The organism is Bdellovibrio sp. HCB290, assembly GCF_047305925.1.
In the GTDB taxonomy this organism is placed as follows: domain Bacteria; phylum Bdellovibrionota; class Bdellovibrionia; order Bdellovibrionales; family Bdellovibrionaceae; genus Bdellovibrio.
Genome location: NZ_CP178620.1, coordinates 604,629 through 626,028, shown reverse-complemented (window position 1 = coordinate 626,028; position 21,400 = coordinate 604,629). Strand labels below are relative to the sequence as shown.

Genomic DNA, 21,400 nt, shown 5'->3' with positions numbered 1-21,400 from the left:
AAATCACAATGACAGCTCGACGAAAGTCAGAGTCACAGCCTTTAATTTACTGAGGAGTGCAGGGAGCCTGCGGTTGTTCCAAGGAGCATTTAAAATTCGCTTTACCCTCGGCATCTTTCACTGTTCCGACCCATTGGTTTTTCGCATCCTGTTCGAGCACCATGTAACCATGGGTAGAAGGCAGAACGGAGAATCCTGGAGGAATCAGTTTTCTGGTCGCAGCATCGTAGTAATCAAGAGCTGTTCCGCCCTCTCCCACCACAACATGCACGGGACGCTTATTACCTGCCGCCACCTGAGTATTATGAATATGACCGGCAAAAACGAATTTCACTTTTTTCGGAAATGGCATTTCCTTCGCCAGCAATTGCATTGTCAGATTCACCGGCAACACGGCAGCAGGCCCATTCCAATTCGGCGAAAGCCCCCAGATCGGACGATGCAAAACCACCCATACTTCTGTTTCCGGACGGGATTTGATTTGCTCGATCATTTTGCGGTAGTGCTCGCGCCACATCGCCATCTCGGCACCCTTGGGATCCACGTTCATATCGGGAAGAGTCGCATTATCAAAATTCACGATCAGTAAAGAGCCAAACTTTGTGTAACGAGTGTCCTGAAATTTCGGGCAAGCGTTTTCACCCAGCGGAGTCAGCAGTTTGCTGAAACCCTCATGCGCCCGCTGACAATCCTCGTGGTTTCCACGCACGAAAAGAAATGGCGTGGATTGCAACAAAGAAGCTGCCGGATACAGGAAGTCCGCTTCCCAGGGGCGATAGCCATATCCCAAAGTATCCTTGAATGGTGCACACTTCACAGGATCCTTGCAGGTTTCACGATAGTGGTAATCACCAACATGGATAATCAAATCAGCTTGCTCCTGCTGAATGGCTTTTACAATTTTCAAAAAAGGCCATTCATTGGGATTGTTGCAGTCCTGGAAGTACTCGCCCTTTAGGCGGCAACCGGTATCACCAAAGACAATGATACGCTTTGGAGTTGCGGGTATCTGGATACGTCGCTCCCCTACAACCACTGCAGTCGTTCCTTCCGGTAACGCCGCTTCACAGACAACAGTTGAATCAAATTTGTTTTGAGTCAGACTCAATCCGGATTCTTCCGCTCCTTTGAAAACCCGGGCCTCGGGGCACTGAGTATTCTTAGGGGCAATAGTTCTGACGAAAGAGGTATTTCCATCCGCCAACCCAACATACGTCAGACCTTCCACTCGATCTGTAGGTTTGTGGGCACAGGCCGCCAAAAACAAAATACCTACAATTGAGACGCTCTTAACAAACTTCATTCCTACTGTCCTTCAATACTGCTTTTCTTTTTCTGCTGCTTCAGTTCAAGCTCACACATTTTAACTTTAGTTTCGTACTCTTCCTGGCGATTCAACAGAGTTTCTTTATAACCTTTGAAGCGATCCAGTCTGTCGCGAAGACCCTCTTCCGTCACACCCACGATGTCTTTTTTCTTTTCAATACCGATCTTGGAAAAATCCTCTTCGGAGGTCACGTACGTGCGAGTCTCTGTCCAACGCATTTTTCCATCACCATTATTTGAAACATCGCCAATCTGCAATCGGCAATCCCGAAGAACGCCATACAAACCGCGATTGTCCAAATAACGAGGACCGCCAAGGACTCGCGCTTCCAGGTCATAAACTTCGTTTTCCAAGGTTCGCAGCTGTTCATTCATTTTAACTTTACGCTGATAAACCATATCGCCGTCTTTGATACCAATTTCCCCACTGCCAACCGGAGCGGCGTGCTCAATTTTAGTATCAATTTTTTCAGCTTTATTGCGATTTGTGGAACAAGCCACGAAAGATAAGGACAGGATCGTAATCAATAGCAAACGCATTGGGATTTCCTCCATCAGAGGAAACTTTAGAAGCGATCTGCAGTTTGGTCAATCGTGAGGGCTAGGAAATCGTCACCCAATCGCCATGGCCGTCCTTGATACGAAACACTTTAACGTCGTCCTCAAACCAAGACCCCAGATTCACCGAACGCACTTGACGACCATGGGTCGAGACCATGTGGTCATCAAACACATGCATGTGGCCTGAAATGATCACATCAAATGGACCTTCATCATAGGCGCGGGAAACATGCCCACGAATCATGGACACAAGCTCTTGCTCATTGCGATGACGATAGTCCCCACTGCGAGCGCGACTTTTTTTGCTGGCTCTGTTGCCAATGTAGTCCCAAAAACGTCCTGGGAAAAAATCTTTCAACGGCTTAATCCATGGGTTGCGAATGATGGAGCGATACTTCAAATACTTTATATCGTTCAAATTTATCAGATCTCCATGTTCAACCCGAACATTGAGCCCATCAATTTGGTAGTACTGAGCTTCGACAAAGACTTCGACACCCAGTTTTTTTGTGAAGTAACCCTCGACGTGTACGTCGTGGTTTCCTTCGATATAGGTAATGCGCGCACCGGCTTTTCTCAGGTCTTTCAAAGCATCCATCAAGGGCTGGAACTTTCTTGCAAAGAACTCAGAACTGCCAATCCATAAATCAAAGATATCGCCCAGCATGAACAGGTGCACCTGCTTGGGGTTTCCCTGCTGCAAAGAACGCAAAAAGCGCAACAGGATTTGCCCGTTGCGCTCTTCAGCGGATTTTAAGTGAATGTCGGATATAAACCAGGCTTCCACTTAGTCTTGTTTCAGATCAAAACCTTGTTTCTTGCGGATGAAAGCAGGAACTTCCAAGTTTTGAGATGAGAATGGAGAGCTCAACACTTCACGTGCCATGCGGCGAGCTTCTTCCAATGATTGCTGTTCGTGGTCCACGTTCATGGACAATTGCTCTGGATTAGCGTGGCGGTTCTTAAGATCCTGGCTTTCTTTGAAAGCACGAGCCTTAGCTAACAACAAATCACGAGGAGAAACACCTTCAACCTGTGGTTGGATTGGTGTTGCCATCTCTGCTGGAGTCGGTTGAACCGGCTGAGCTTGCGGAGGCACTTGAGCCACCACAGACTGAGCTGCTTGTTGGGCAACTTGCGGAGTCACATGAGCAACTGGCGGAACTGTTACAGTCTCAGTAACGGGTTGCTGGGGTAACCCCGGAGTGACCGGAACTTCCACTTGCTGCTGGTAAGTGTAGTTCATCACTTGGGACTGCACTGCCGCGATAGGCGGAAGTTCAACTGGTACTGCTTGTTGAGGCATTACCGGCATAGTTGGCATAACAGGCATTTGTGGCATAGTCGCCATGCCCGTCATTTGTGGCATTTGAAACTGAGGCATTTGCGGCATGTTTGGCATTTGTGGCATTTGCATACCCATACCCATGTTGTTATTCATACCGAATTGCGCAGTTTGTTGGTTCAAGAAATTCTGCATTTGGTTTACTTGAGCCATGTCGTTAACAAGTTTCACTTCGTGAGAATCGAAACCAGTTGCGATCACAGTCACGCGTACTTCTTCACCCATGTTTTCATCGATAACTGCACCGAAGATGATTTCAGCATCTTCATGAGCTGCTTCAGTGATCAAAGTAGTAGCTTCGTTCACTTCGTACAATGAAAGCTCAGAACCACCAGTGATGTTAACGATGATGCCAGTTGCGCCATCAATTTTAACATTTTCAAGAAGTGGAGAAGAGATCGCTGCAGTTGCTGCTTCCACTGCGCGGTTTTCACCTTTAGCAGAACCAGTACCCATGATTGCGATACCTTTAGAAGACATAACTGTGCGGATGTCAGCGAAGTCCAGGTTGATCAAACCACGGATGTTGATCAAATCAGAGATACCTTTAACCGCTTGCAAAAGAACTTCGTCAGCTTTTTTGAAAGTATCCAATAGAGGAGTTTTTTCAGCTGCGATAGTCAAAAGCTTTTGGTTCGGGATTACGATCAATGTATCAACATTGTCCTTTAGCTCCTGCAGACCAGCTTCAGCATGCTTCGAACGTTTTTTTCCTTCGAACATGAATGGTTTAGTTACCACACCGATAGTCAGAGCACCCAATTCGCGGGCGATCTTCGCCACGATCGGAGCACCACCAGTACCCGTACCACCGCCCATACCAGCAGTGACGAATACCATGTCAGAACCTTCAAGTTTTTCAACGATTTCGTTGTAAGATTCAATGGCAGCGCGACGGCCTACATCTGGGTTTGCACCAGCGCCCAAACCTTTAGTCAAATCAATACCCAACTGAATTTTGTTAGATGCCTTGTGCGAGTTCAAAGCCTGGATATCTGTATTTGCTACGATGAATTCAACGCCACCCATATCGGAAGCGATCATTGTTGATACCGCGTTGCTACCGCCACCACCAACACCAACGACTTTAATATTCGCACCGATATTGATATTTTCTTCTAATTCAAACATGTTGTCCCTCCCGACGATGCTTAAGATACAGAGGCTTCCAGCCTCCACCGAGTAAATTTAAAAACTAAAATACCTTTTCAAACATTTCCTTAAGACGTTTCGTCAAGCCGTTGATCGACTCGCCGATATTGATCTCAAGTTCCTGTGCGCTTTGGATCATCAAATCTTTACGTTGTGACAATCCATACTGTAACAATCCAACTGCTGCCGAGAACTCTCCAGATTTCACAACATCAGTCAGACCTCCGATATCCAAAGGAGCCCCTCTGCGAACCGGAATATCAAAAATAAACTCACCCATTTCAATCAGGCCGTCCAGCTGACTTGCGCCACCAGTAAGAACGATACCTGAACCCAACATTGGCATCACACCGCTCATACGAATATCGTTGGCGATCAGATTCAATGTCTCTTCAGCGCGGGCTTCGATCACGTCTGCAAGATCCTTACGAGGGATCACGCGGGACTTACGACCGCCAACACCTTCCACTTCGATAGTTTCGTTGTCATTAACCATGGACGCCATCGCGCAACCGTATTTCTTTTTCAAGATTTCAGCTGCGAACTGCGGAGTTCTAAGACCCACAGCCACATCATGAGTAAAGTGCGAACCACCGACTGGAATAATAGAAGAATGCGCGACGCTGCCGTTGACGAAGTACAAGTTGTTACAAGTACCGCCGCCCATATCGACAACTACCACGCCCAGATTTTTTTCATCATTGGAGATAACGGCAGTTGCAGAAGCAAGCTGGCTCAAAACCAATCCTGCGATTTTCAGACCGGCTTTTTCAACACACTTCACAGTGTTTTGAACCGCGGACTGACTGCCCGTTACGATATGTACATTCGCTTCCAAACGGATACCCGACATGCCCACTGGATCAGTGATGCCGTCCTGGCCGTCGACTTTGAATTCTCTTGGAAGGATGTGCAAAACAGTACGATCTGTCGGAACTGCCACTGCTTTTGCAGCTTCAATCACGCGATCGATTTCCGAAGGTGTGACTTCGCGGTTCTTAATCGCGACCATACCTTTGGAATCAAATGAAGAGATATGAGTGCCAGAAACGCCGACCCAAACTTCGTCGACTCTGTAACCGGACATCAATTCTGCTTCTTCTTTTGCTTTTTTAATGGAGTCGGTTGTTGCCTCAATATTAACGACAACACCCTGGCGGATGCCTGTATTAGGAGCAGTACCTACTCCTGCGACTTCGATTTTCCCTTCGGGATTGACCGTTCCGATGACGAAACATACTTTGGTCGAACCAATATCCAAACCAGCCAATACCGGAGCTTTCGGTTTTGATGTACTCATCCCTAAGTCCTCGTATATGACACCCTATTTGGGCGTCTTTGTTTGAGAGACCGCCGAATAAAATCATTTTATTCGATCTGAGCCGAACGCGAGCTCGACTTTAGATGGTCTTCCAGACTTAAGCTTAGGGATCCTTACGCAACCTGACAAGGACTTTCTTTGACAGATCCGCGTCTATGACGCGAGCGTCAAACTGCTTTGTTTCGAGGTAATCTACGACGCGAGAAACGCGCGCAGCCTTTAGTGCCACTTGATCTTCACCGATTTTCACCTGTGTTCCTGTTTTGATCAGTGTCATCCAAAAACCTTCTTTGTTGTCGTAACGAACTTCAGAAATTGTTTTACGACTGAACGATCCTTGAGCAGGAATTTGCTCGATCACAGTGATCGCTTTCTTTCTTAACTCCTGTTTTTTTCCAAACGCTTCGCCATCCAAGATTGCAACATCTGGCGCTTGCTTGGCTTCGATCGGAGCCAAAAACTGCCCATCCTTAATAATAGGAGTCAGCTTCCCCCCCCTGGCCATGTACAGGAATTTCACTTCATAAGGTTTTACACGGATCGCAAGAGTCGCCGGCCAAACTCTGGAAATTTGCAAGTTCTCGATCCACTCTTGCTTTCGCACTTCTTTGGAGACCGATCTTAATTTGATTCCCCACAAAGAAACACCTTTGTACTTCATAAGCACATTTTCAAGCGAATCAACATTAGGCTTCAAAAACTGCTCTTGCCCTGGAGTGGGACTTTCCAGAACAACTTGAACTTTCTCGATATTGAAAAAGCCATTCTCGTTCAAATAGTACAGAGTACCCACCAGTGCGGCTGGGATAACAATGAAACCTACGAATAACTTCAGTACCAATTTCTTCACGAGCTCTCCAAAGGAATGGCTTCCTTACTTAAGGCTATCAATAATTTCCTTCAGCTTTAAACCAATGCCATTTGGTCTATTCAAAACAAGACCAAGGACAAGCTCTCACGTTCCCTCCACCCTCGTCGTATTCAGTTTAAATGCGAATGCCTCTCTATATAGTCAACCCCCTGTGTACCGATAGTTACGGGTATGAAATTTAGCGCAAAAATCATTATTAATATCGCCGCTTCAAGTTTAATTTGCTCTCTGGCTGCAGTGGCAATTTCTTCTTCGAAGATTCACAAACAAGGACAAGAGCAACTGGTTGAAAAATCCCAGGCAATCTTGTCTCGCCTTGAATCGGTCCGCGCCTATATTGCGACCCAAGGCGGACTTGATGAAGACATCAAACATGCTGTAATAAAATTTCCTGACGGAAAACTGACCCCTGAATATCAGGAGCGCATTCTTCACAAAGTTCCAATCTTTGCATCTATTAAAGTAGGTTTTGAAAATGCAGACAAAGACTCTTACAAGTTCCGTGTCTTTGCTGACAATCCCCGTCGCAAAGAAAATGCGCCGACTGTCAGTGAATCAGAAATCTTGAAACTGTTCGATGCAAATAAAGAATTGACTGAATACGTGGAAAATAAAAATGGCGAAGTGACTGTCTATCGCCCGGTTCGCCTGTCTGAAAAACAAGGCTGCCTGTTGTGTCACGGACATCCTTCCACTTCCCCATGGGGCAATGGCAAAGACATCCTGGGTTTCCCTATGGAAAACTGGGTAGATGGTCAAATTCACGGCGTGTTCGCGGTGAAGTCATCGACAGATGAAGTGACAGCGACTGCAAACAACTCATCCGTTTCCATCTTGCTTTGGACAACTTTGATTTCAGCGCTGATCCTGGTAATTTCGTATTTGTTGATCCGTAAACCATTAAGCTCACTGACTGAATCCATCTTTAAACTGGATACAGCCGGCAATCAGGTTTCCGCAACAAGTACCGAAATTCTGACTTCAAGTAATACACTGACACAAGCTTCAGTGAAAGCGGCAGCCTCCATTGAAGAAACCTCGGCTTCAACCGAAGAAATTTCCAGCATGGTGAAACGTAACAGTGGTCACGCCATTGAAGCAAAAAACCTTGCACAGCAAGCAGCAGATAAGGCCCATATTGGCGAGCAGGAAGTCCGTAAACTTACGACCTCCATGGAAGAGATTTCCACCAGCTCCAAAAAAATCGAGGAAATCATTACGGTCATCGACGATATCGCTTTCCAAACAAACTTGTTGGCACTGAATGCTTCTGTGGAAGCAGCCCGCGCCGGCGAGCATGGAAAAGGTTTCGCGGTTGTTGCCGAAGCAGTTCGCGGTCTTGCCCAAAGCAGTGCGAACTCTGCCAAAGAGATTTCATCCTTGATCAATGAAAGTGCGCAAAAAATTGAAACCGGCCACGCAGTGGTTCGCTCCAGCGAAGCTTCATTGAAAGAGATCGTTAACACTATCGAAAAGCTTTCCAGCCTGAATACTGAGATCTCGACTGCGAGTGCGGAACAGGAACTGGGAATTGTGCAAATCAATCAGGCGCTGACCCACATGGAAAAGATCACTCTTTCCAACAGTGAGTCAGCCCGCGAATGTTCGACAGCTTCAGAAGACCTGAACACTCAGGCCGAAGTCATGAAGAACGTCGTCGACAACCTGAAGAAACTGATGACTGGCTAAAAGGTACAGACACACTTTCTCCAAAAAAAAGCCGGGTCTCCCCGGCTTTTTTTAGTTTTGGATTTTATCCAGAACATCCAGTCCCAGTTTCCAGCCGTCGCCGGCGCCCAGGGTGATAAAGACGTCGCCGTCTTTTAACATGGATACGATTTTCTGCGAGGACTTATCGTCACGCAGGAAGTATTGAGCATTTTCGTGTTTCATTTCAGAAGCCAGTTTTTCAGAACTGATTCCTGGAATGGGCGCCTCACCTGCTGCATAGATATCCGTTAGCAAAATCTGATCAGCTTCCTTGAACGCTGTCGTGAAGTCATGCCAGCAGTGCTGAGTACGACTGAAACGATGCGGTTGGAAATAAACCACCAAACGGTTTTGCGGATACTTTTCGCGGAAGGCTTGAAGAACGGCACGCACCTCTGTGGGATGGTGACCGTAGTCGTCGTAAACTTTGATGCCTTTTTTCTCGCCTTTGAAGTGGAAGCGACGGTCAACACCATCAAAGCGCTGCAGACCTGCTGCACACTGCTCAAACGGAATACCCGCGGCTAAACCTGCACAAATCGCAGCCACTGCATTCAAAGCATTGTGACGACCTGGAACATTAAGTTTAAATTTACCGACCAGGTGGCGAGTGCCCAACAGACGATCGCTGCGATACAAAGAGTAGTTGCCTTGCTCCCCTGCCAGCACCAAGTCGTTCTTTTCATCGAAGCCATAGTACAAAATACGTTTTGGGAAGTTTTCAAAAATCTGACGAACGATAGGATCATCCCCGCATGCGATGATTTTTCCATAGAATGGAACTTTCAAGGCGAAGTCATAGAAGTTCTTTTGAAGATTTTCAAAAGTCTTGTAGTGATCCAAGTGATCCGAGTCGACGTTGGTGATGATAGCGATTTCCGGAGTCAGCTTGTTAAAGCTGCCATCGGATTCATCGGCCTCTGCTACCAACCATTCACCCTCGCCCAAAAGAGCTGTGGATTTGATCAGTTCAAAGCGACCACCTACCACGATTGTCGGCTTCATGTTTCCTTCAAGGAAAATAGCCGACGTCATGGAAGTCGTTGTCGTTTTACCGTGAGTACCCGCAACTGCGATACCACGTTTCAAGCGCATGATTTCAGCCAAGGCTTCCGCTCGCGGAATCAATGGAATCTGACGGGCACGAGCTTCATAAATTTCAGGATTGCCGTATTGAATCGCGGAAGAGTAAACCACCACGTCCGCATTGCCGACGTTAGAGGCCGCGTGGCCTTTGAATACGTTCACGCCCATTTCGCGCAGACGTTCGGTGTTTGCATTGTCTGCAATATCAGAACCTGAAACTTTCGCTCCCATATTGTGCAAAAGTTCAGCGAGTCCACACATACCGATGCCGCCGACACCGACGAAGTGGAATTTGGCGTGTTGTAATTTCATTGCAAGATTTCCTTTGCGATGGTTGATGCTGCTTGGGGAACATAAAGATCTTTTATATTCCTAACCATTTGCTCGCGCAAAGCTTTATCTTGTCTAAGAGATTGTACTTCTGAAATCAATCTTTCAGGGGTTAAATCTTTCTGCAAAATCATGCGACCCGCATTTCGGGCGACAAGGCTTTCGGCATTTTTTTGCTGATGATCATCTGCGGCTCCTGGTAATGGCACAATTATAGGAATTATACCAAATGCTGCCGCCTCCGCAATGGAACTGGCCCCACCACGGCTAACAATTATATCTGCCCATTGATAATATTTTGGCATATCGAAGATATACTCATGATAATCCACATTGGCGCCAGAATTTTGATATTTGACAGAAACCAGAGGGAAATCGGCACTCCCCAACTGATGAACGACAGATAAATCTTTAGTCCAATCTCCCCCGCCAATGATCGCGTCGCTAAAGCAAGTATTGATCACGCGTGAACCCTGACTACCACCAACAACCAAAACATGAAATTTCTCATCTTTGTGAGCTGCGTGCACTGCATTTTCAATTTCCTGACGAACAGGCATACCCGCTTGAACGATATCTTTATTCTTCAGAAATTTGCGGGATTCGTCAGAGACGATAAAACATTTATCAACAAAGCGGGACAAGAGACGATTCGCCATTCCCGGCATCACGTTCGGCTCCCACACGGCCGTATTAAAGCCGACAATGCTTGCTGCCAGCACAAATGGACCCGAGGCATAACCACCGACGCCAATCACATACAAAGGCTTTAACTGCCATAGCAGGCGAATGGATTGCCACAAACCTAAAGGCATGCGCAGAAGGGTTTTTAATTTTTTGATGGGGCTTTTAACATTCAGCTGACCGGATTCGATCAGGTGCAGAGGAAATCCCTCGCGAGGGACAATCTTGGATTCCATACCGCGCGATGTTCCCACAAAATGAACCTGAACTTCAGGGTCCAATTTCTGAATTGCGCGGGCAATAGCGATTCCAGGGTAGATGTGGCCACCAGTGCCACCGCCTGCAATCACAACGGTCTTTTTAGTCATGGGCTTTCACTTTCGATGCGTTCCAGCGGGATGATCCGAAACGTTTAGAGAATTTATCCTCTTCGAAGGAATTTTCAATGTTCAAAATCAGTCCAAACATAAAACACAAAACCACAAGCGAGCTGCCACCGTAACTTAAGAAAGGAAGCGTCAAACCTTTTGTTGGAAGAAGACCCATCACCACACCGGCATTGATGAACACACTCATACCGAAAGTGACTGATAAGCCCAAAGCCAATGATCTTTTGAATGGTTCTTCAGCTTTGATCGCAATCTGAATCCCGCGGAAAACGACAAACCCATAAAGAGCCAGAATCGCCACGAATCCCACGAAACCCATTTCCTCGCCCAAAACTGCCAAAGTAAAATCCGTGTGCGCTTCAGGCAGGAAGAAAAGCTTTCCTTGGCCTTGCCCCAAGCCAACCCCGGTCAGGCCGCCAGAATGGAAACTCAGCATACTTTGAATAACCTGAAAGCCTTTTTGTGCAGGATCTGCCCAAGGATCCAGGAAAGCCAATACGCGGGCCTTACGATAAGGAACCGACATCACCAGGAAGTAAAAGGCCGGAATCATAATCGCCACTGCACCCGCGATGTATTTCCATTGAAGTCCAAAAGCGAACAACAAACTTACGCCCACCATCAGGATGATCGCAAAGCTTCCGAAGTCAGGCTGGCGCAGTAAAAGAAACAATGGGACGATCAAGGCCAACGCCAACCACCACCACTTCACATGGCCCAGGATGTTGTCACGACGGCATAACAGACTTGCGAACCAAACCGAAAACGCGACTTTCAAAAGTTCGCCCGGTTCAAAACGCAAACCGAACGGCAATTGAATCCAACGGATCGCACCACCCACACGAACACCCAAACCAGGAACGAATGTCATCAACACGCCGATTGCCGCCGCAAACCACAGCATCCAACCATGCTTTTCAATCAGTCTGAATGGGATATGAATTGTTCCAATCAAAACACAGAATGCGATAAGGGCGAAAACCAACTGTCGCTTAAAAAAGAACAAACCATCGCCGTAGGATTCGGTCGCGAAAATAAAACTGGAAGAGTAAACTTGCACCAGGCCGATGCCCAGCAAAGTGATGATCGCTAAAAACAGACTGCTTGATAAATATCTCAACATGATGGACTCCCAAAGGCGTACTCGCCTTTATTTAATCAGAAGTCCATTTGAACGTCTAGGAACGGTAGGAAGACTGGACCCCGACATTTCGGGGCCAGAGCCATGTCAGACGGGCTTACTGAGCGGCTTCCACCACTTCAGGATTAGCATCTTTTTTCTCTGAAGCAGCTTTTGCTTCAGTACGTTTATTTACTGCAGTTTGTGCACGGCCCGACATTGAGCAGCAGTACACCACGCCATTTTCATTGGAAGCAGTTTTGAAGTTTGTGATCGAGAAAGCACGGGACGAATCACAGCGTTTTGCCATTTCCATGCTAAGTTCCACTTCGATATCCGGGAATTGCTCGCCGCTGACGAAGTTACAGTACATGCCAGTGTTGGCAGCCATTTTATCACGTTGTTCTTGGCGCGCTTTAAATGTTCCAGATGCACAAGCAGACAACAAGAATACAGACGACAAAGAAACAACGAGAATACGAATCACAAAGCCCTCCTAGCTTTTAATTCCTTCCGACAAAGTCGGCTTTTAAATAAAAAAAAGACCCTCATTCCGATGAGAGCCTTTGCTTTTGCGCCCCAACAAGCAGGGCGCGGGTGTTTCATGCAACACACTTCGACGGGGTCGAAGTGCAATATGTCAGTGAAACTTTCTCACGATCTCTTTAAAGTATTCACCACGCTCTTCAAAACTGTCAAACATGTCAAAGCTTGAGCAGCCTGGAGAAAGCAGAACAATGTCCCCGATTCTGGACTTTTGGTAAGCGATCAAAACCGCCTCCTCAAACGTACCGATCAGGAAGGTCTCAGAGAAATCACCAAGGTCGCGATTAATGCGCTCTTTAGCTTCCCCGACCAAAATCAGAGTTTTGACTTTGCGTTTTACCGACGTACGAAGTGGTTCGTAGTTCAAATTCGTATCTTTACCACCCGCGATCAAAATCACGTTCTCATCGAAAGTGTCCAAAGCGCGAAGAACTGCGTGCACGTTTGTAGCTTTAGAATCGTTGTAGAACAATACTCCGCCCACTTTGCGCACGTATTCGATACGGTGAGGAAGACCTGTGAAAGTCTCGATCACTTTTTGAACCGCTTCACGAGTCGCCCCATGTTCGCGAGATGCCAGGATTGCTGCCATCACGTTTTCCACAGAGTGCTTACCGCGCATTTTCATGTTTTTGATATTGAATGTTTCAATCTCAGGACCTGTGCGCACGCGAATCTCGTCACCGATATTCACAGCACCACCGATATTCATGATTTGAGGCTCCAAAGCCGGTTTACGAGAGAAGTAGAAAATACGTCCACGTTGAACCGCTGGATCACGTGCCAACTCGACAACCGCGTTGTCGTCTGCATTCAGGATGCTTGTTGTTGCTTGATTCGTATTCTTGAAGATACGGCGTTTCGCGTTTACGTACTCTTCCATAGAACGATAACGATCCAGGTGATTTTCAGCCAAGTTCGTGAATACTACGTTGCCTGGGTTGAAAGTGTCACAATGTTCAAGCATGAAGCTTGAAACTTCCGCGATCACCACTTGTGCTTTGTCATCAAGGCGAAGGTAATCCACCAACGGTTTTTCATTTGCGCCGCCCACCCAAGTTTTAATACCTGATTGAGTCAAGATCGCCTCTGTGATGCGTGCCACCGTTGTTTTACCGTTCGTACCAGTCAAACCGATAATCGGCTCTTTGATGAATCCTGCAGAGAACTCGAACTCACCTGTGATCTTGATGCCCTGAGATCTTGCGTAATCGAAGATCTTCAAAGTGGAAGGAACGCCCGGAGAAAGGATAACCAAATCCTGAGCGATGAAAGTTTTCGGACTGTGACCACCCAATTCGAACTTAATTGGCAAGTCGCCCAATTGCTCAAGTTGAACAGAAAGCTCTGGCTTGGATTTGTGATCCGTTACAGTAACCTGAGCACCGTGCTTAGTAAGGAAGTGCGCCAAGGACACACCCGTTTTACCAAGACCGACTACCAGGATTCTTTTGTCTTTTAAATCACTATATTCTTTATACATTCTTCTACCTCAATTTGAGAGTCGCTAGACTTAAAACAGCCAATAAAATCGAAATAATCCAGAAACGAACGATGATCTTCGTTTCGGTCAAACCGCCCAATTCAAAGTGGTGATGAATCGGCGCCATCTTAAACACACGTTTTCCAGTGAGCTTGAAGGAAATAACCTGAGTGATCACTGACAATGCTTCCACCACGAAGACACCGCCCAAAATAACCATCAACAACTCATTCTGAGTGATCACAGCCATTGAACCCAGGAAACCGCCCAGGGACAAAGAACCCACGTCGCCCATGAAGACCTGTGCGGGATACGCGTTAAACCACAAGAAGCCCATTCCCGCAGCAACAATCGTCGCCGCTACCGGAGTTAACTCGCCTGCTCCCACGACATGGGGGATATTCAGGTAATTTGCGATCGAGTAGTGACCTGTTACGTAAGCAAATAACCCCAAAGTCGCTGCAGAGATCATAACTGGAACAATCGCCAAACCGTCCAGACCATCAGTCAAGTTCACTGCATTCGCAGTTCCCACCACAACCAACGCTGCAAAGACGATGTAGGCGTAACCCAGATCAAAACCAAAAGACTTTACGAAAGGAATGTAAACGGTCGTGCCCAAGTTATGGAAGTAAACCAGATAAGCAACGACTGCTCCGCTGATCAAAAACTCCCCAGCCAGACGGATCTTTCCGGAAAGACCTTTGGAGTTCTTTTTGCTTACTTTCAACCAGTCGTCCATGTAACCGATCAATCCAAAGCCCCAAGTGATGATAAGCACAGCCCACACCAACGGGTTTTGCATATCCACCCACAACAAACACGGAATCAAAGTGGACAGAAGAATCAATCCGCCACCCATGGTTGGTGTACCGGCTTTCTTTTTATGAGACTGAGGACCGTCATCGCGAATCGCTTGACCGAAATGCTTTAGTTGCAGGCGCTTGATAAAGTAAGGTCCCCACATCCAGCACAGTAGGAACGAAGTAAAAAACGCGATGAACGTACGAACTGTGATGTAACGGAAGACATTCAATGGAGAGAAGTATTCCGACATTGAATAGAGCCACTGATAAAGCATGATGTGCGATTCCCCTATATCCTTGGAAATTGATTTTTGCTTGGAACTTTAAGGGTTTAGCACATGCACGCTTGAAAATGCAATGGTAAATTTATAACTGCTTGTTTTCATTAGGTATTTTAAATTCTTCGTTACCAACCAGAAATAAAAAAGCCAGGTGCTTTCGCGACCTGGCTTTAAATGCGTGGGAAACGCGTTTTGAATTAGTGTTGTTTCACGACTGCCGAGTTGCTGCCACCAGATTGAATGATGTTTGCTGTGCTGCCATTACCTTGCTGAGACACTGATGCTGAATTTGAAGAGCCCGTTTGTTGTACGTTGGCTTTGTTGTTATCACCCACTTGCACCACACAAGCTGTATTGCTGTCGCCTTTTTGATAGATCGTTGCAGAGTTGGCGTTGCCAGTTTGGCTGACACCTGCGATGTTGTTCGCACCTTCTTGAGTTAACATATAGATGGCTTCAGCCTGCTCTGATGCACTACATGCTGGAACGATGATTTCACCATCATCTGTCACCAAGTTGCCGTCATCATCAATAACTTCACCTGGCATCACTGGAATTTCATCAATAACTTCCGGTGCGGCTTCATCTGTTACTGTCCCTGGCTCTTCGCCTTCAATGCCACCAGGAAAAACTTCCTGTGCACTTCTAAATGTACCGAACTCCACCGACGTTCCTAATTGTGAACAAGCTGTCGTAAATGACAATGCTGCGGTTAAGAATACTAGTGATGCTGTGGTTTTCATTATTCCTCCAAATTGAATTCATAATGGTTTAAAGCAAAAGCCATGCGCAGGGGTAGTTCGTGTTGAAAACAAACGTGGACAAGGATGAGGTGTTCAGGAACTGACGTTGCAAAAACTTTGATCGATGTTCTTGAAGGTTCCATAATGTAGTTTACAAGGAAACCTGTTATTCACATTCAGATTTCGCACCTTAATGATACAAATCGCTCCCGTTTCTTCAGGAAAGAAAATAGCCGCGATAGTTCCACGTCTGAAAGCGCAGGGAAACATCACAAACAGATACATGGATCCAAAGAGGTTTTAAAAGAAACGGCAACTAGATTGACAGCACGAACGCTGGAATCGATGGAGACCTATTAGCCTTCGTCGTCCAAATAGGCTTTGAGTTCTTGCATGTGATACTTCCAACCCAGTTGGAAGTCTTTGATTAGCTTTGCGCGGGTTTTATCGGGAAAGACGTCCCAGCCTTTGTGGGTGACAGTCATCGTGCGCGTTTTGCCTTTATCCTCGATGGTGTAAGAACACTCGGTGGAGGCTTTCGCATCCCATGTTTTTTCACGCCACGTAAAGGTGATGGATTTATTGGGAACAAGTGAAAGGACTTTGCCGGAAGCGAGCTGTTCGTCGCCGTTGTCGTCTTCCCAGGCTTCGCGGAATTTTCCGCCAACTTTTGGTTCAAGGGCGACGTCGTCACCCCACCAATTTTCCAGATCGTCAGTGTCAGTCAGCGCACGCCAGATTTCCACTGCCGTGGCTTTCACCGTGATAGTGATACTGATTTCCTGAGAGTTAGAATCCTCCCCGCTATTACGAGGAGGAATGAACTTCGATCCGGTCATGACTCAGATTAGAACAAGTTGATGTTCGTAGAAAGAGCAACGTTCGTTCTGTCGTCACGTACGTCTTTCGGAGTGAACTGGATATTTGGGTACAAGTAGATGTCACGAGTCACAGAAATACCTACACCAACAGATTGATACGGTTCCAATTGAACGTATCTGTCGTTGATTTCGTACTTAGCGAATTGGAAGTAACCAAATACTGTTCTGAAAGAGTATGTGTCGTTGAACGAGTACTGCATGAACGGGAACAAACCACCGCTAACATCAGAGCGCATGAATCTGCCAGCATTCTGAGCAGCAACGTATCCAGCATCAGTCAATGCACCAGAGTACATGTACTTAGCAAGACTCACGCTTACGCCACCATTCCATTTGGACACGCCGAAATTTGCCAAGAAAACTTGAGACAAAGAAACGTTACCCAGGTATTTTTGCAAATTACTAGTGTCTTCATCAGTGTAGTAAGTCGCAGTTACGCTTGTGCTCATTTGTGTTTCAAAAGCTTTATAACCACGGCTCCAGCTAACGAATGGAGTAGACATTTCGTAACGAGGTAGAACTGCATCTGCACTTCTGCCTCTACGAGTATCTGCAGCTGGTTTTGCGATATCACCATGGAATGGGTCATTGATCGTCAAACCAGAACCAAAGCTGATGCTGTCTTTTGGAGTAACACGAACGTTCACACCCACGTTACCAGAAAGGTAAGTCAAAGTTTCAGCCGTTGCGGAAGCACGGTAGTTAGGACGGATTGAACCAAATGGATCGTTAACAGAACCACCAGAATAAGAAAGATCAGATTTGAAAGACCATTTGGATTTAGAACCCAAAGTTGCACGCATACGAGCATCTGTGATCTCGTCGTCAACGTCCTTCATTTTTTCTGTCGGCTTTTTTAGATCTTCGATTTTTGAAGTCGAAGTGTTAGTCGTGGATGCCGCACCAATCTTTGCAGAACTTGATTGCGCTCCGGCTTGCATCGCAGAGAAAGTCAGAGCTGCGATAAGTAGAGAAAGATTTTGTTTCATTAGTCCTCCTAATAATGGGGACTGTTATATGGCATCCGACTGGATTACTCCAGCCGGAAATACGAATTTCGATATTATTCTTACGCTTTTTCTGTGAAATCCAACGGTTCACACGGGAAAACGAAGCGCTCAAGCTTCGTGCCACGGGAAGCTTTTACAACCGCGATATCGCCGTTGCGCAGGAAAGTAGCTAAATCTTTCCCGGCATTTTCTGTAAAATCTTTCTGGATCAGGCTTTCCTTAGTGAAATGAGCCTTTTGCAGCCCCTTATTAAACGAGTCAGAATCTTCGCCAACAAAGTAAACTTTTTCAAAGCCGGCCTTACCGACTCTCTCGCCCAGTTCCTCATGCAATTGTGCGGAGGCCGAACCCATTTCACGCATCTGCCCAAAAACTCCTACTTTACGTCCACTCACGGTTAACAATTGCACGTTCTCGAGTAAAGCTTTCATGCTGTCGGGGTTGGCATTGTAGGCATCAAAGATCATTTGGGCACCGGATTTCAGGTGCACCAACTGGTTTCTGCCCCAATTTGTACGACACGCTGGCAGACCATCCCAGATCTGTTTTGGTGTCATGCCGACAGAAAGACCTAATGCGGCGGCGGCCATCAAATTAGTTAGATTCTGAGAGCCAAAGACCTGTACTGTAGCTGTGCCAGTTACGCCTTTGATGTTGCCCTTCAAAACCAGCTCTTTCATGTTCATCGATTCGATCATCAAATGCACATCTGCGCGCGGATCTTCACTGGAGAAAGTAAGCACTTTTTCCTGATCGAATTTGCCATGCCCACGAACATACATGTTATGCGTTTGCTCGTTGTCTAGATTGTAGATGCGTACCGTGTTCTTACCGGCGGCATTGTAGATTTCCTCTTTGGCTTCAGCGACTTTTTCAATCGTGCCAAAGAACTCCATGTGAGCACGCCCCACCATTGTACATACTACGACATCAGGCTCGGCAATCTTCACAAGTTCTGTGATTTCGCCCGCGTGATTCATCCCCATTTCAATGACGGCGACTTCTTTTTTAGGATCAAGTTGCAACAAGGTAAAAGGAACACCCCAGTGGTTGTTGAAACTGCCTTTGTTGTAGTGCACATCGTTGACCGTTCCGATCAACGCGGCCGTGAATTCTTTAGTCGTTGTTTTACCATTTGAACCGGTGATCGCGACAATTTTAGCCTGAGCCTGGTGACGGGCCCAGTTACCCAGCTGCTGCAAAGCCTTCAAAGTATCAGCAACTTTCAAAATCGTGATTTTGCTTTTTAGTTGCTGAATCTGTTGGTTGTCTTCGTGAACCAACAACACAGTCGCGCCCTGTGCGGCTGCCTTATCCAAAAATTGATGGGCATCAAAGGCCTCGCCCTTTAAGGCAATAAACATCTGATCCTGAAGATTCGCGCGAGTGTCGGTACCAATACCCGAAAATCTATCTGCATGACTGCTTAGAGCTTCTGCGCCGGTAACTTTTATAACTGTTTGCACATCCATGGCTCTCATTACGTTCTCCCCTGCAGCGCCTGTTCAGCAACCTGCACATCACTAAATGGAAACTTCGTGGTTCCAATAATTTGGTAGTCTTCGTGACCTTTGCCAGCGATTAAAATCACATCACCCTCTTGGGCTTTGTGAATCGCTGTTTGAATGGCTTCCTTGCGGTCCACCATCACAGTCACTCGGGTCTTATCCTGGGCATCAACGCCCTTTAAAATATCTTCAATAATTGTCTGTGGTTCTTCAGTGCGCGGATTGTCTGAAGTGACAACCACTGCATCGGAAAACTTCAGAGCCATCTCTGCCATCAACGGACGCTTGCCCTTGTCACGATCTCCACCACAACCAAAGATCGTCCAGATCTTGGCACTTGAATTCAGACTTTCACGAACTTTCGTCAGCGCAGTTAATACATTTTCCAATGCATCTGGTGAATGGGCATAATCGACGAATATCGACAGATTTTTATTATTCGGCACAGACTGCAAACGCCCTGGAACTCCGTTAAATTTAGAAATAGCCTCGGCACATTTCTCAAGAGGAATCCCTGCCGATAGACCTGCGCCGATTGCCGCCACAGCATTCATCACATTGTGAGTGCCAGACATTGGCAGCTGAATTTCAATGGCACCCATGGGAGTTTTAAGTTCAAAAGTCGTTAAGGTAAAATCCATGCTCTTGATTCTAAAATGCAGGTCAGCAGACTTGTCTGCCCCGTATGTCCAAAGGACCGCCGGATCAGCCACATGCAATCTGCGCCCATACTTATCGTCGATATTTACTATAGCAAAGCAAGGATGCTTGTCTGTCATCCATAGCAAGTCTGTGAACAGACGTTGCTTGGCTTCCAGATACTTTTCCATGGTTTCGTGATAGTCCAAATGGTCACGAGTCAGATTTGTGAAAATCACCGTATTAAACGGCACACTATCCACGCGGTGTTGATCCAACGCATGCGAGGAAACCTCCATAGCTACGGCCTGGGCCCCGTCATCTTTGAATTCGCGCAGACGTTTTTGCAGATAAATTGGATCTGGCGTCGTCATTTCTGACGGCCAGACTTTTTCCTGCAGATGGTGGTTTACAGTTCCGATCACACCGGTCGGCATATTTGCATGATTTAAAATCGCCTCGACCATATAGGTTACCGAAGTTTTACCATTTGTTCCTGTGACGCCAACACAGAACATCTCCTGTGCGGGATCACCGTGATAGTGCGCTGCCAACAGATCCAAAGCTTCACGTGTGTTTTCCACACGCAAGACAAAACCCTTAAAGTTATTTGGGACCTGATTGGGGTCTTCGACAACTAAAACTGTGGCGCCTTTACTGATCGCATCCGGAATAAAAGTATGGCCATCAACTTTGACACCACGAATAGCCACAAACAAACCATCGGGAACGACCTTACGAGCATCATTAAAAATCCCGGAGACTTCGATTTCTGGCAAAGCGTGCTCGGGAATTCCTGGAATTGTTGAAAAAAGATGCTGTAGTTTCATGGGATCAGTATAATATGCTCAAGCTATGAGACAACTCGGAAAAATACATTGCCAAGAAATTAATCAAGACGATAACGCACCTTGGATCATCTTCTTCCATGGTTATGGTGCAGACGCCAACGATCTGTTCTCTTTAGGTCAGATGATTCCAACCAATAAGACGTACAATTGGCTTTTTCCGAATGGACTTCTTGAAGTACCCATTGGCCCTGCCTGGACCGGGCGAGCTTGGTGGCCCATCGACATGATGGCCATTCAACGCGCCATGGAGACAGGTGTCCCCCGGGATTTCAGTGGTGAAATCCCGAAAGGCATGGATAAGGCCCGCGACATGGCAATGGAAATGATCCGCCAACTGCGTATTCCTTGGGATCAAATTATCTTAGGAGGATTTTCACAGGGAGCTATGTTGGCCACTGATTTGTACCTTCGCGCACCGCAAACTCCCCGCGGCCTGGTATTGATGTCGGGAACATTGGTTTGCCAGGATGAATGGAAACCGTTGATTGCAAATCGTGCGGGTCAGCGCTTTTTCCAAAGCCATGGTGAAATGGATCAGGTTTTAAACTACAAACAGGCGCAAAAGCTTGAGACCCTGCTTACCCAAGGCGGCATGAAGGGGTCACTATTGAACTTCCGCGGGGGACACGAGATTCCACCGGTGGTGCTTCAAAAGATCAGCCAATACGTCAATTCCCTTTAGAAAATTCCAGTTTTGGAAGTTCTTACTGTCCAAAATCCTGACAGGCGGTAACGCCTGTCAGTTATGCTATAGTGC

General features: G+C 46.6%; 19 protein-coding genes. 2 read left to right on the top strand and 17 right to left on the bottom strand.

Annotation, left to right across the window (positions count from 1 at the left end; genetic code table 11):
• Nucleotides 1-46: 46 nt before the first annotated feature.
• The 6 genes from ACLVWU_RS03110 to ACLVWU_RS03085 all read right to left on the bottom strand — a co-directional run bounded on the left by ACLVWU_RS03110 (nucleotide 47) and on the right by ACLVWU_RS03085 (nucleotide 6,555).
• A complete protein-coding gene (locus ACLVWU_RS03110) occupies nucleotides 47-1,303 on the bottom strand; it encodes a metallophosphoesterase (RefSeq protein WP_413577235.1) in 1,257 nt (418 codons plus the stop codon).
• Between the two features lie 2 nt (nucleotides 1,304-1,305).
• Nucleotides 1,306-1,866, bottom strand: coding sequence for a hypothetical protein (locus ACLVWU_RS03105; RefSeq protein WP_413577234.1), 561 nt, complete (start codon nucleotides 1,864-1,866; stop codon nucleotides 1,306-1,308).
• Between the two features lie 61 nt (nucleotides 1,867-1,927).
• Nucleotides 1,928-2,674 (bottom strand): UDP-2,3-diacylglucosamine diphosphatase, encoded by a 747-nt coding sequence (locus tag ACLVWU_RS03100; protein ID WP_413577231.1) that lies wholly within the window; start codon nucleotides 2,672-2,674, stop codon nucleotides 1,928-1,930.
• Nucleotides 2,675-4,363 (bottom strand): cell division protein FtsZ, encoded by a 1,689-nt coding sequence (gene ftsZ / locus ACLVWU_RS03095; RefSeq protein WP_413577229.1) that lies wholly within the window; start codon nucleotides 4,361-4,363, stop codon nucleotides 2,675-2,677.
• Between the two features lie 64 nt (nucleotides 4,364-4,427).
• Nucleotides 4,428-5,684, bottom strand: a complete 1,257-nt coding sequence (gene ftsA, locus ACLVWU_RS03090; RefSeq protein ID WP_413577227.1) for a cell division protein FtsA — start codon at nucleotides 5,682-5,684, stop codon at nucleotides 4,428-4,430.
• A 124-nt stretch (nucleotides 5,685-5,808) separates the two neighbouring features.
• The gene (locus tag ACLVWU_RS03085; protein ID WP_413577225.1) at nucleotides 5,809-6,555 is read right to left on the bottom strand and encodes a cell division protein FtsQ/DivIB; all 747 of its coding nucleotides are present in this window, start codon (nucleotides 6,553-6,555) and stop codon (nucleotides 5,809-5,811) included.
• Nucleotides 6,556-6,747: 192 nt separating this feature from the next.
• Here ACLVWU_RS03085 and ACLVWU_RS03080 point away from each other — a divergent pair, with 192 nt between their 5' ends.
• Nucleotides 6,748-8,265, top strand: coding sequence for a methyl-accepting chemotaxis protein (locus ACLVWU_RS03080; RefSeq protein ID WP_413577223.1), 1,518 nt, complete (start codon nucleotides 6,748-6,750; stop codon nucleotides 8,263-8,265).
• A gap of 51 nt (nucleotides 8,266-8,316) precedes the next feature.
• Here ACLVWU_RS03080 and murC read toward each other — a convergent pair whose 3' ends face one another.
• The 11 genes from murC to ACLVWU_RS03025 form a co-directional block, all read right to left on the bottom strand.
• Entirely contained in the window at nucleotides 8,317-9,684 is a 1,368-nt protein-coding gene (gene murC / locus ACLVWU_RS03075) for a UDP-N-acetylmuramate--L-alanine ligase (protein WP_413577222.1), read from the bottom strand.
• Nucleotides 9,681-10,754 carry an undecaprenyldiphospho-muramoylpentapeptide beta-N-acetylglucosaminyltransferase gene (gene murG / locus ACLVWU_RS03070; RefSeq protein ID WP_413577221.1) on the bottom strand — a complete coding sequence of 358 codons (1,074 nt, stop codon included), beginning with the start codon at nucleotides 10,752-10,754 and terminating at the stop codon, nucleotides 9,681-9,683. The genes murC and murG overlap by 4 nt, the downstream gene beginning before the upstream one ends.
• Entirely contained in the window at nucleotides 10,747-11,898 is a 1,152-nt protein-coding gene (gene ftsW, locus ACLVWU_RS03065) for a putative lipid II flippase FtsW (protein WP_413577220.1), read from the bottom strand. The genes murG and ftsW overlap by 8 nt, the downstream gene beginning before the upstream one ends.
• A gap of 115 nt (nucleotides 11,899-12,013) precedes the next feature.
• Nucleotides 12,014-12,382, bottom strand: a complete 369-nt coding sequence (locus ACLVWU_RS03060; RefSeq protein WP_413577219.1) for a hypothetical protein — start codon at nucleotides 12,380-12,382, stop codon at nucleotides 12,014-12,016.
• 153 nt (nucleotides 12,383-12,535) lie between these two features.
• The gene (murD, locus tag ACLVWU_RS03055) at nucleotides 12,536-13,924 is read right to left on the bottom strand and encodes a UDP-N-acetylmuramoyl-L-alanine--D-glutamate ligase (protein ID WP_413577218.1); all 1,389 of its coding nucleotides are present in this window, start codon (nucleotides 13,922-13,924) and stop codon (nucleotides 12,536-12,538) included.
• A gap of 4 nt (nucleotides 13,925-13,928) precedes the next feature.
• Nucleotides 13,929-15,005, bottom strand: a complete 1,077-nt coding sequence (gene mraY / locus ACLVWU_RS03050) for a phospho-N-acetylmuramoyl-pentapeptide-transferase (protein ID WP_413577216.1) — start codon at nucleotides 15,003-15,005, stop codon at nucleotides 13,929-13,931.
• 203 nt (nucleotides 15,006-15,208) lie between these two features.
• A complete protein-coding gene (locus ACLVWU_RS03045) occupies nucleotides 15,209-15,754 on the bottom strand; it encodes a hypothetical protein (protein WP_413577215.1) in 546 nt (181 codons plus the stop codon).
• Nucleotides 15,755-16,110: 356 nt separating this feature from the next.
• Nucleotides 16,111-16,593 carry an SRPBCC family protein gene (locus ACLVWU_RS03040; RefSeq protein ID WP_413577214.1) on the bottom strand — a complete coding sequence of 161 codons (483 nt, stop codon included), beginning with the start codon at nucleotides 16,591-16,593 and terminating at the stop codon, nucleotides 16,111-16,113.
• Between the two features lie 8 nt (nucleotides 16,594-16,601).
• On the bottom strand, nucleotides 16,602-17,624 hold the full coding sequence (locus ACLVWU_RS03035) for a hypothetical protein (protein ID WP_413577213.1): 1,023 nt from the start codon (nucleotides 17,622-17,624) through the stop codon (nucleotides 16,602-16,604).
• Nucleotides 17,625-17,704: 80 nt separating this feature from the next.
• Complete coding sequence (locus tag ACLVWU_RS03030) at nucleotides 17,705-19,126, bottom strand: UDP-N-acetylmuramoyl-tripeptide--D-alanyl-D-alanine ligase (protein WP_413577211.1); 1,422 nt, start codon at nucleotides 19,124-19,126, stop codon at nucleotides 17,705-17,707.
• Nucleotides 19,126-20,622 (bottom strand): UDP-N-acetylmuramoyl-L-alanyl-D-glutamate--2,6-diaminopimelate ligase, encoded by a 1,497-nt coding sequence (locus ACLVWU_RS03025; RefSeq protein ID WP_413577209.1) that lies wholly within the window; start codon nucleotides 20,620-20,622, stop codon nucleotides 19,126-19,128. The genes ACLVWU_RS03030 and ACLVWU_RS03025 overlap by 1 nt, the downstream gene beginning before the upstream one ends.
• Before the next feature lie 25 nt (nucleotides 20,623-20,647).
• On the opposite strand from ACLVWU_RS03025, the gene ACLVWU_RS03020 reads away from it, so the two are divergent.
• Nucleotides 20,648-21,325: an alpha/beta hydrolase gene (locus tag ACLVWU_RS03020; RefSeq protein WP_413577207.1), complete on the top strand. Its 678-nt coding sequence runs from the start codon at nucleotides 20,648-20,650 to the stop codon at nucleotides 21,323-21,325.
• The last annotated feature ends 75 nt before the right edge of the window (nucleotides 21,326-21,400 follow it).

Excerpts from the sequence above, each read along its gene's own strand:
- ACLVWU_RS03110 (WP_413577235.1), bottom strand. The coding sequence starts at position 1,303 with ATGAAGTTTGTTAAGAGCGTCTCAATTGTAGGTATTTTGTTTTTGGCG.
- ACLVWU_RS03105 (WP_413577234.1), bottom strand. The coding sequence starts at position 1,866 with ATGCGTTTGCTATTGATTACGATCCTGTCCTTATCTTTCGTGGCTTGT.
- ftsZ (WP_413577229.1), bottom strand. The coding sequence starts at position 4,363 with ATGTTTGAATTAGAAGAAAATATCAATATCGGTGCGAATATTAAAGTC.
- ftsA (WP_413577227.1), bottom strand. The coding sequence starts at position 5,684 with ATGAGTACATCAAAACCGAAAGCTCCGGTATTGGCTGGTTTGGATATT.
- ACLVWU_RS03080 (WP_413577223.1), top strand. The coding sequence starts at position 6,748 with ATGAAATTTAGCGCAAAAATCATTATTAATATCGCCGCTTCAAGTTTA.
- murC (WP_413577222.1), bottom strand. The coding sequence starts at position 9,684 with ATGAAATTACAACACGCCAAATTCCACTTCGTCGGTGTCGGCGGCATC.
- murG (WP_413577221.1), bottom strand. The coding sequence starts at position 10,754 with ATGACTAAAAAGACCGTTGTGATTGCAGGCGGTGGCACTGGTGGCCAC.
- ftsW (WP_413577220.1), bottom strand. The coding sequence starts at position 11,898 with ATGTTGAGATATTTATCAAGCAGTCTGTTTTTAGCGATCATCACTTTG.
- murD (WP_413577218.1), bottom strand. The coding sequence starts at position 13,924 with ATGTATAAAGAATATAGTGATTTAAAAGACAAAAGAATCCTGGTAGTC.
- mraY (WP_413577216.1), bottom strand. The coding sequence starts at position 15,005 with ATGCTTTATCAGTGGCTCTATTCAATGTCGGAATACTTCTCTCCATTG.
- ACLVWU_RS03045 (WP_413577215.1), bottom strand. The coding sequence starts at position 15,754 with ATGAAAACCACAGCATCACTAGTATTCTTAACCGCAGCATTGTCATTT.
- ACLVWU_RS03040 (WP_413577214.1), bottom strand. The coding sequence starts at position 16,593 with ATGACCGGATCGAAGTTCATTCCTCCTCGTAATAGCGGGGAGGATTCT.
- ACLVWU_RS03035 (WP_413577213.1), bottom strand. The coding sequence starts at position 17,624 with ATGAAACAAAATCTTTCTCTACTTATCGCAGCTCTGACTTTCTCTGCG.
- ACLVWU_RS03030 (WP_413577211.1), bottom strand. The coding sequence starts at position 19,126 with ATGAGAGCCATGGATGTGCAAACAGTTATAAAAGTTACCGGCGCAGAA.
- ACLVWU_RS03025 (WP_413577209.1), bottom strand. The coding sequence starts at position 20,622 with ATGAAACTACAGCATCTTTTTTCAACAATTCCAGGAATTCCCGAGCAC.
- ACLVWU_RS03020 (WP_413577207.1), top strand. The coding sequence starts at position 20,648 with ATGAGACAACTCGGAAAAATACATTGCCAAGAAATTAATCAAGACGAT.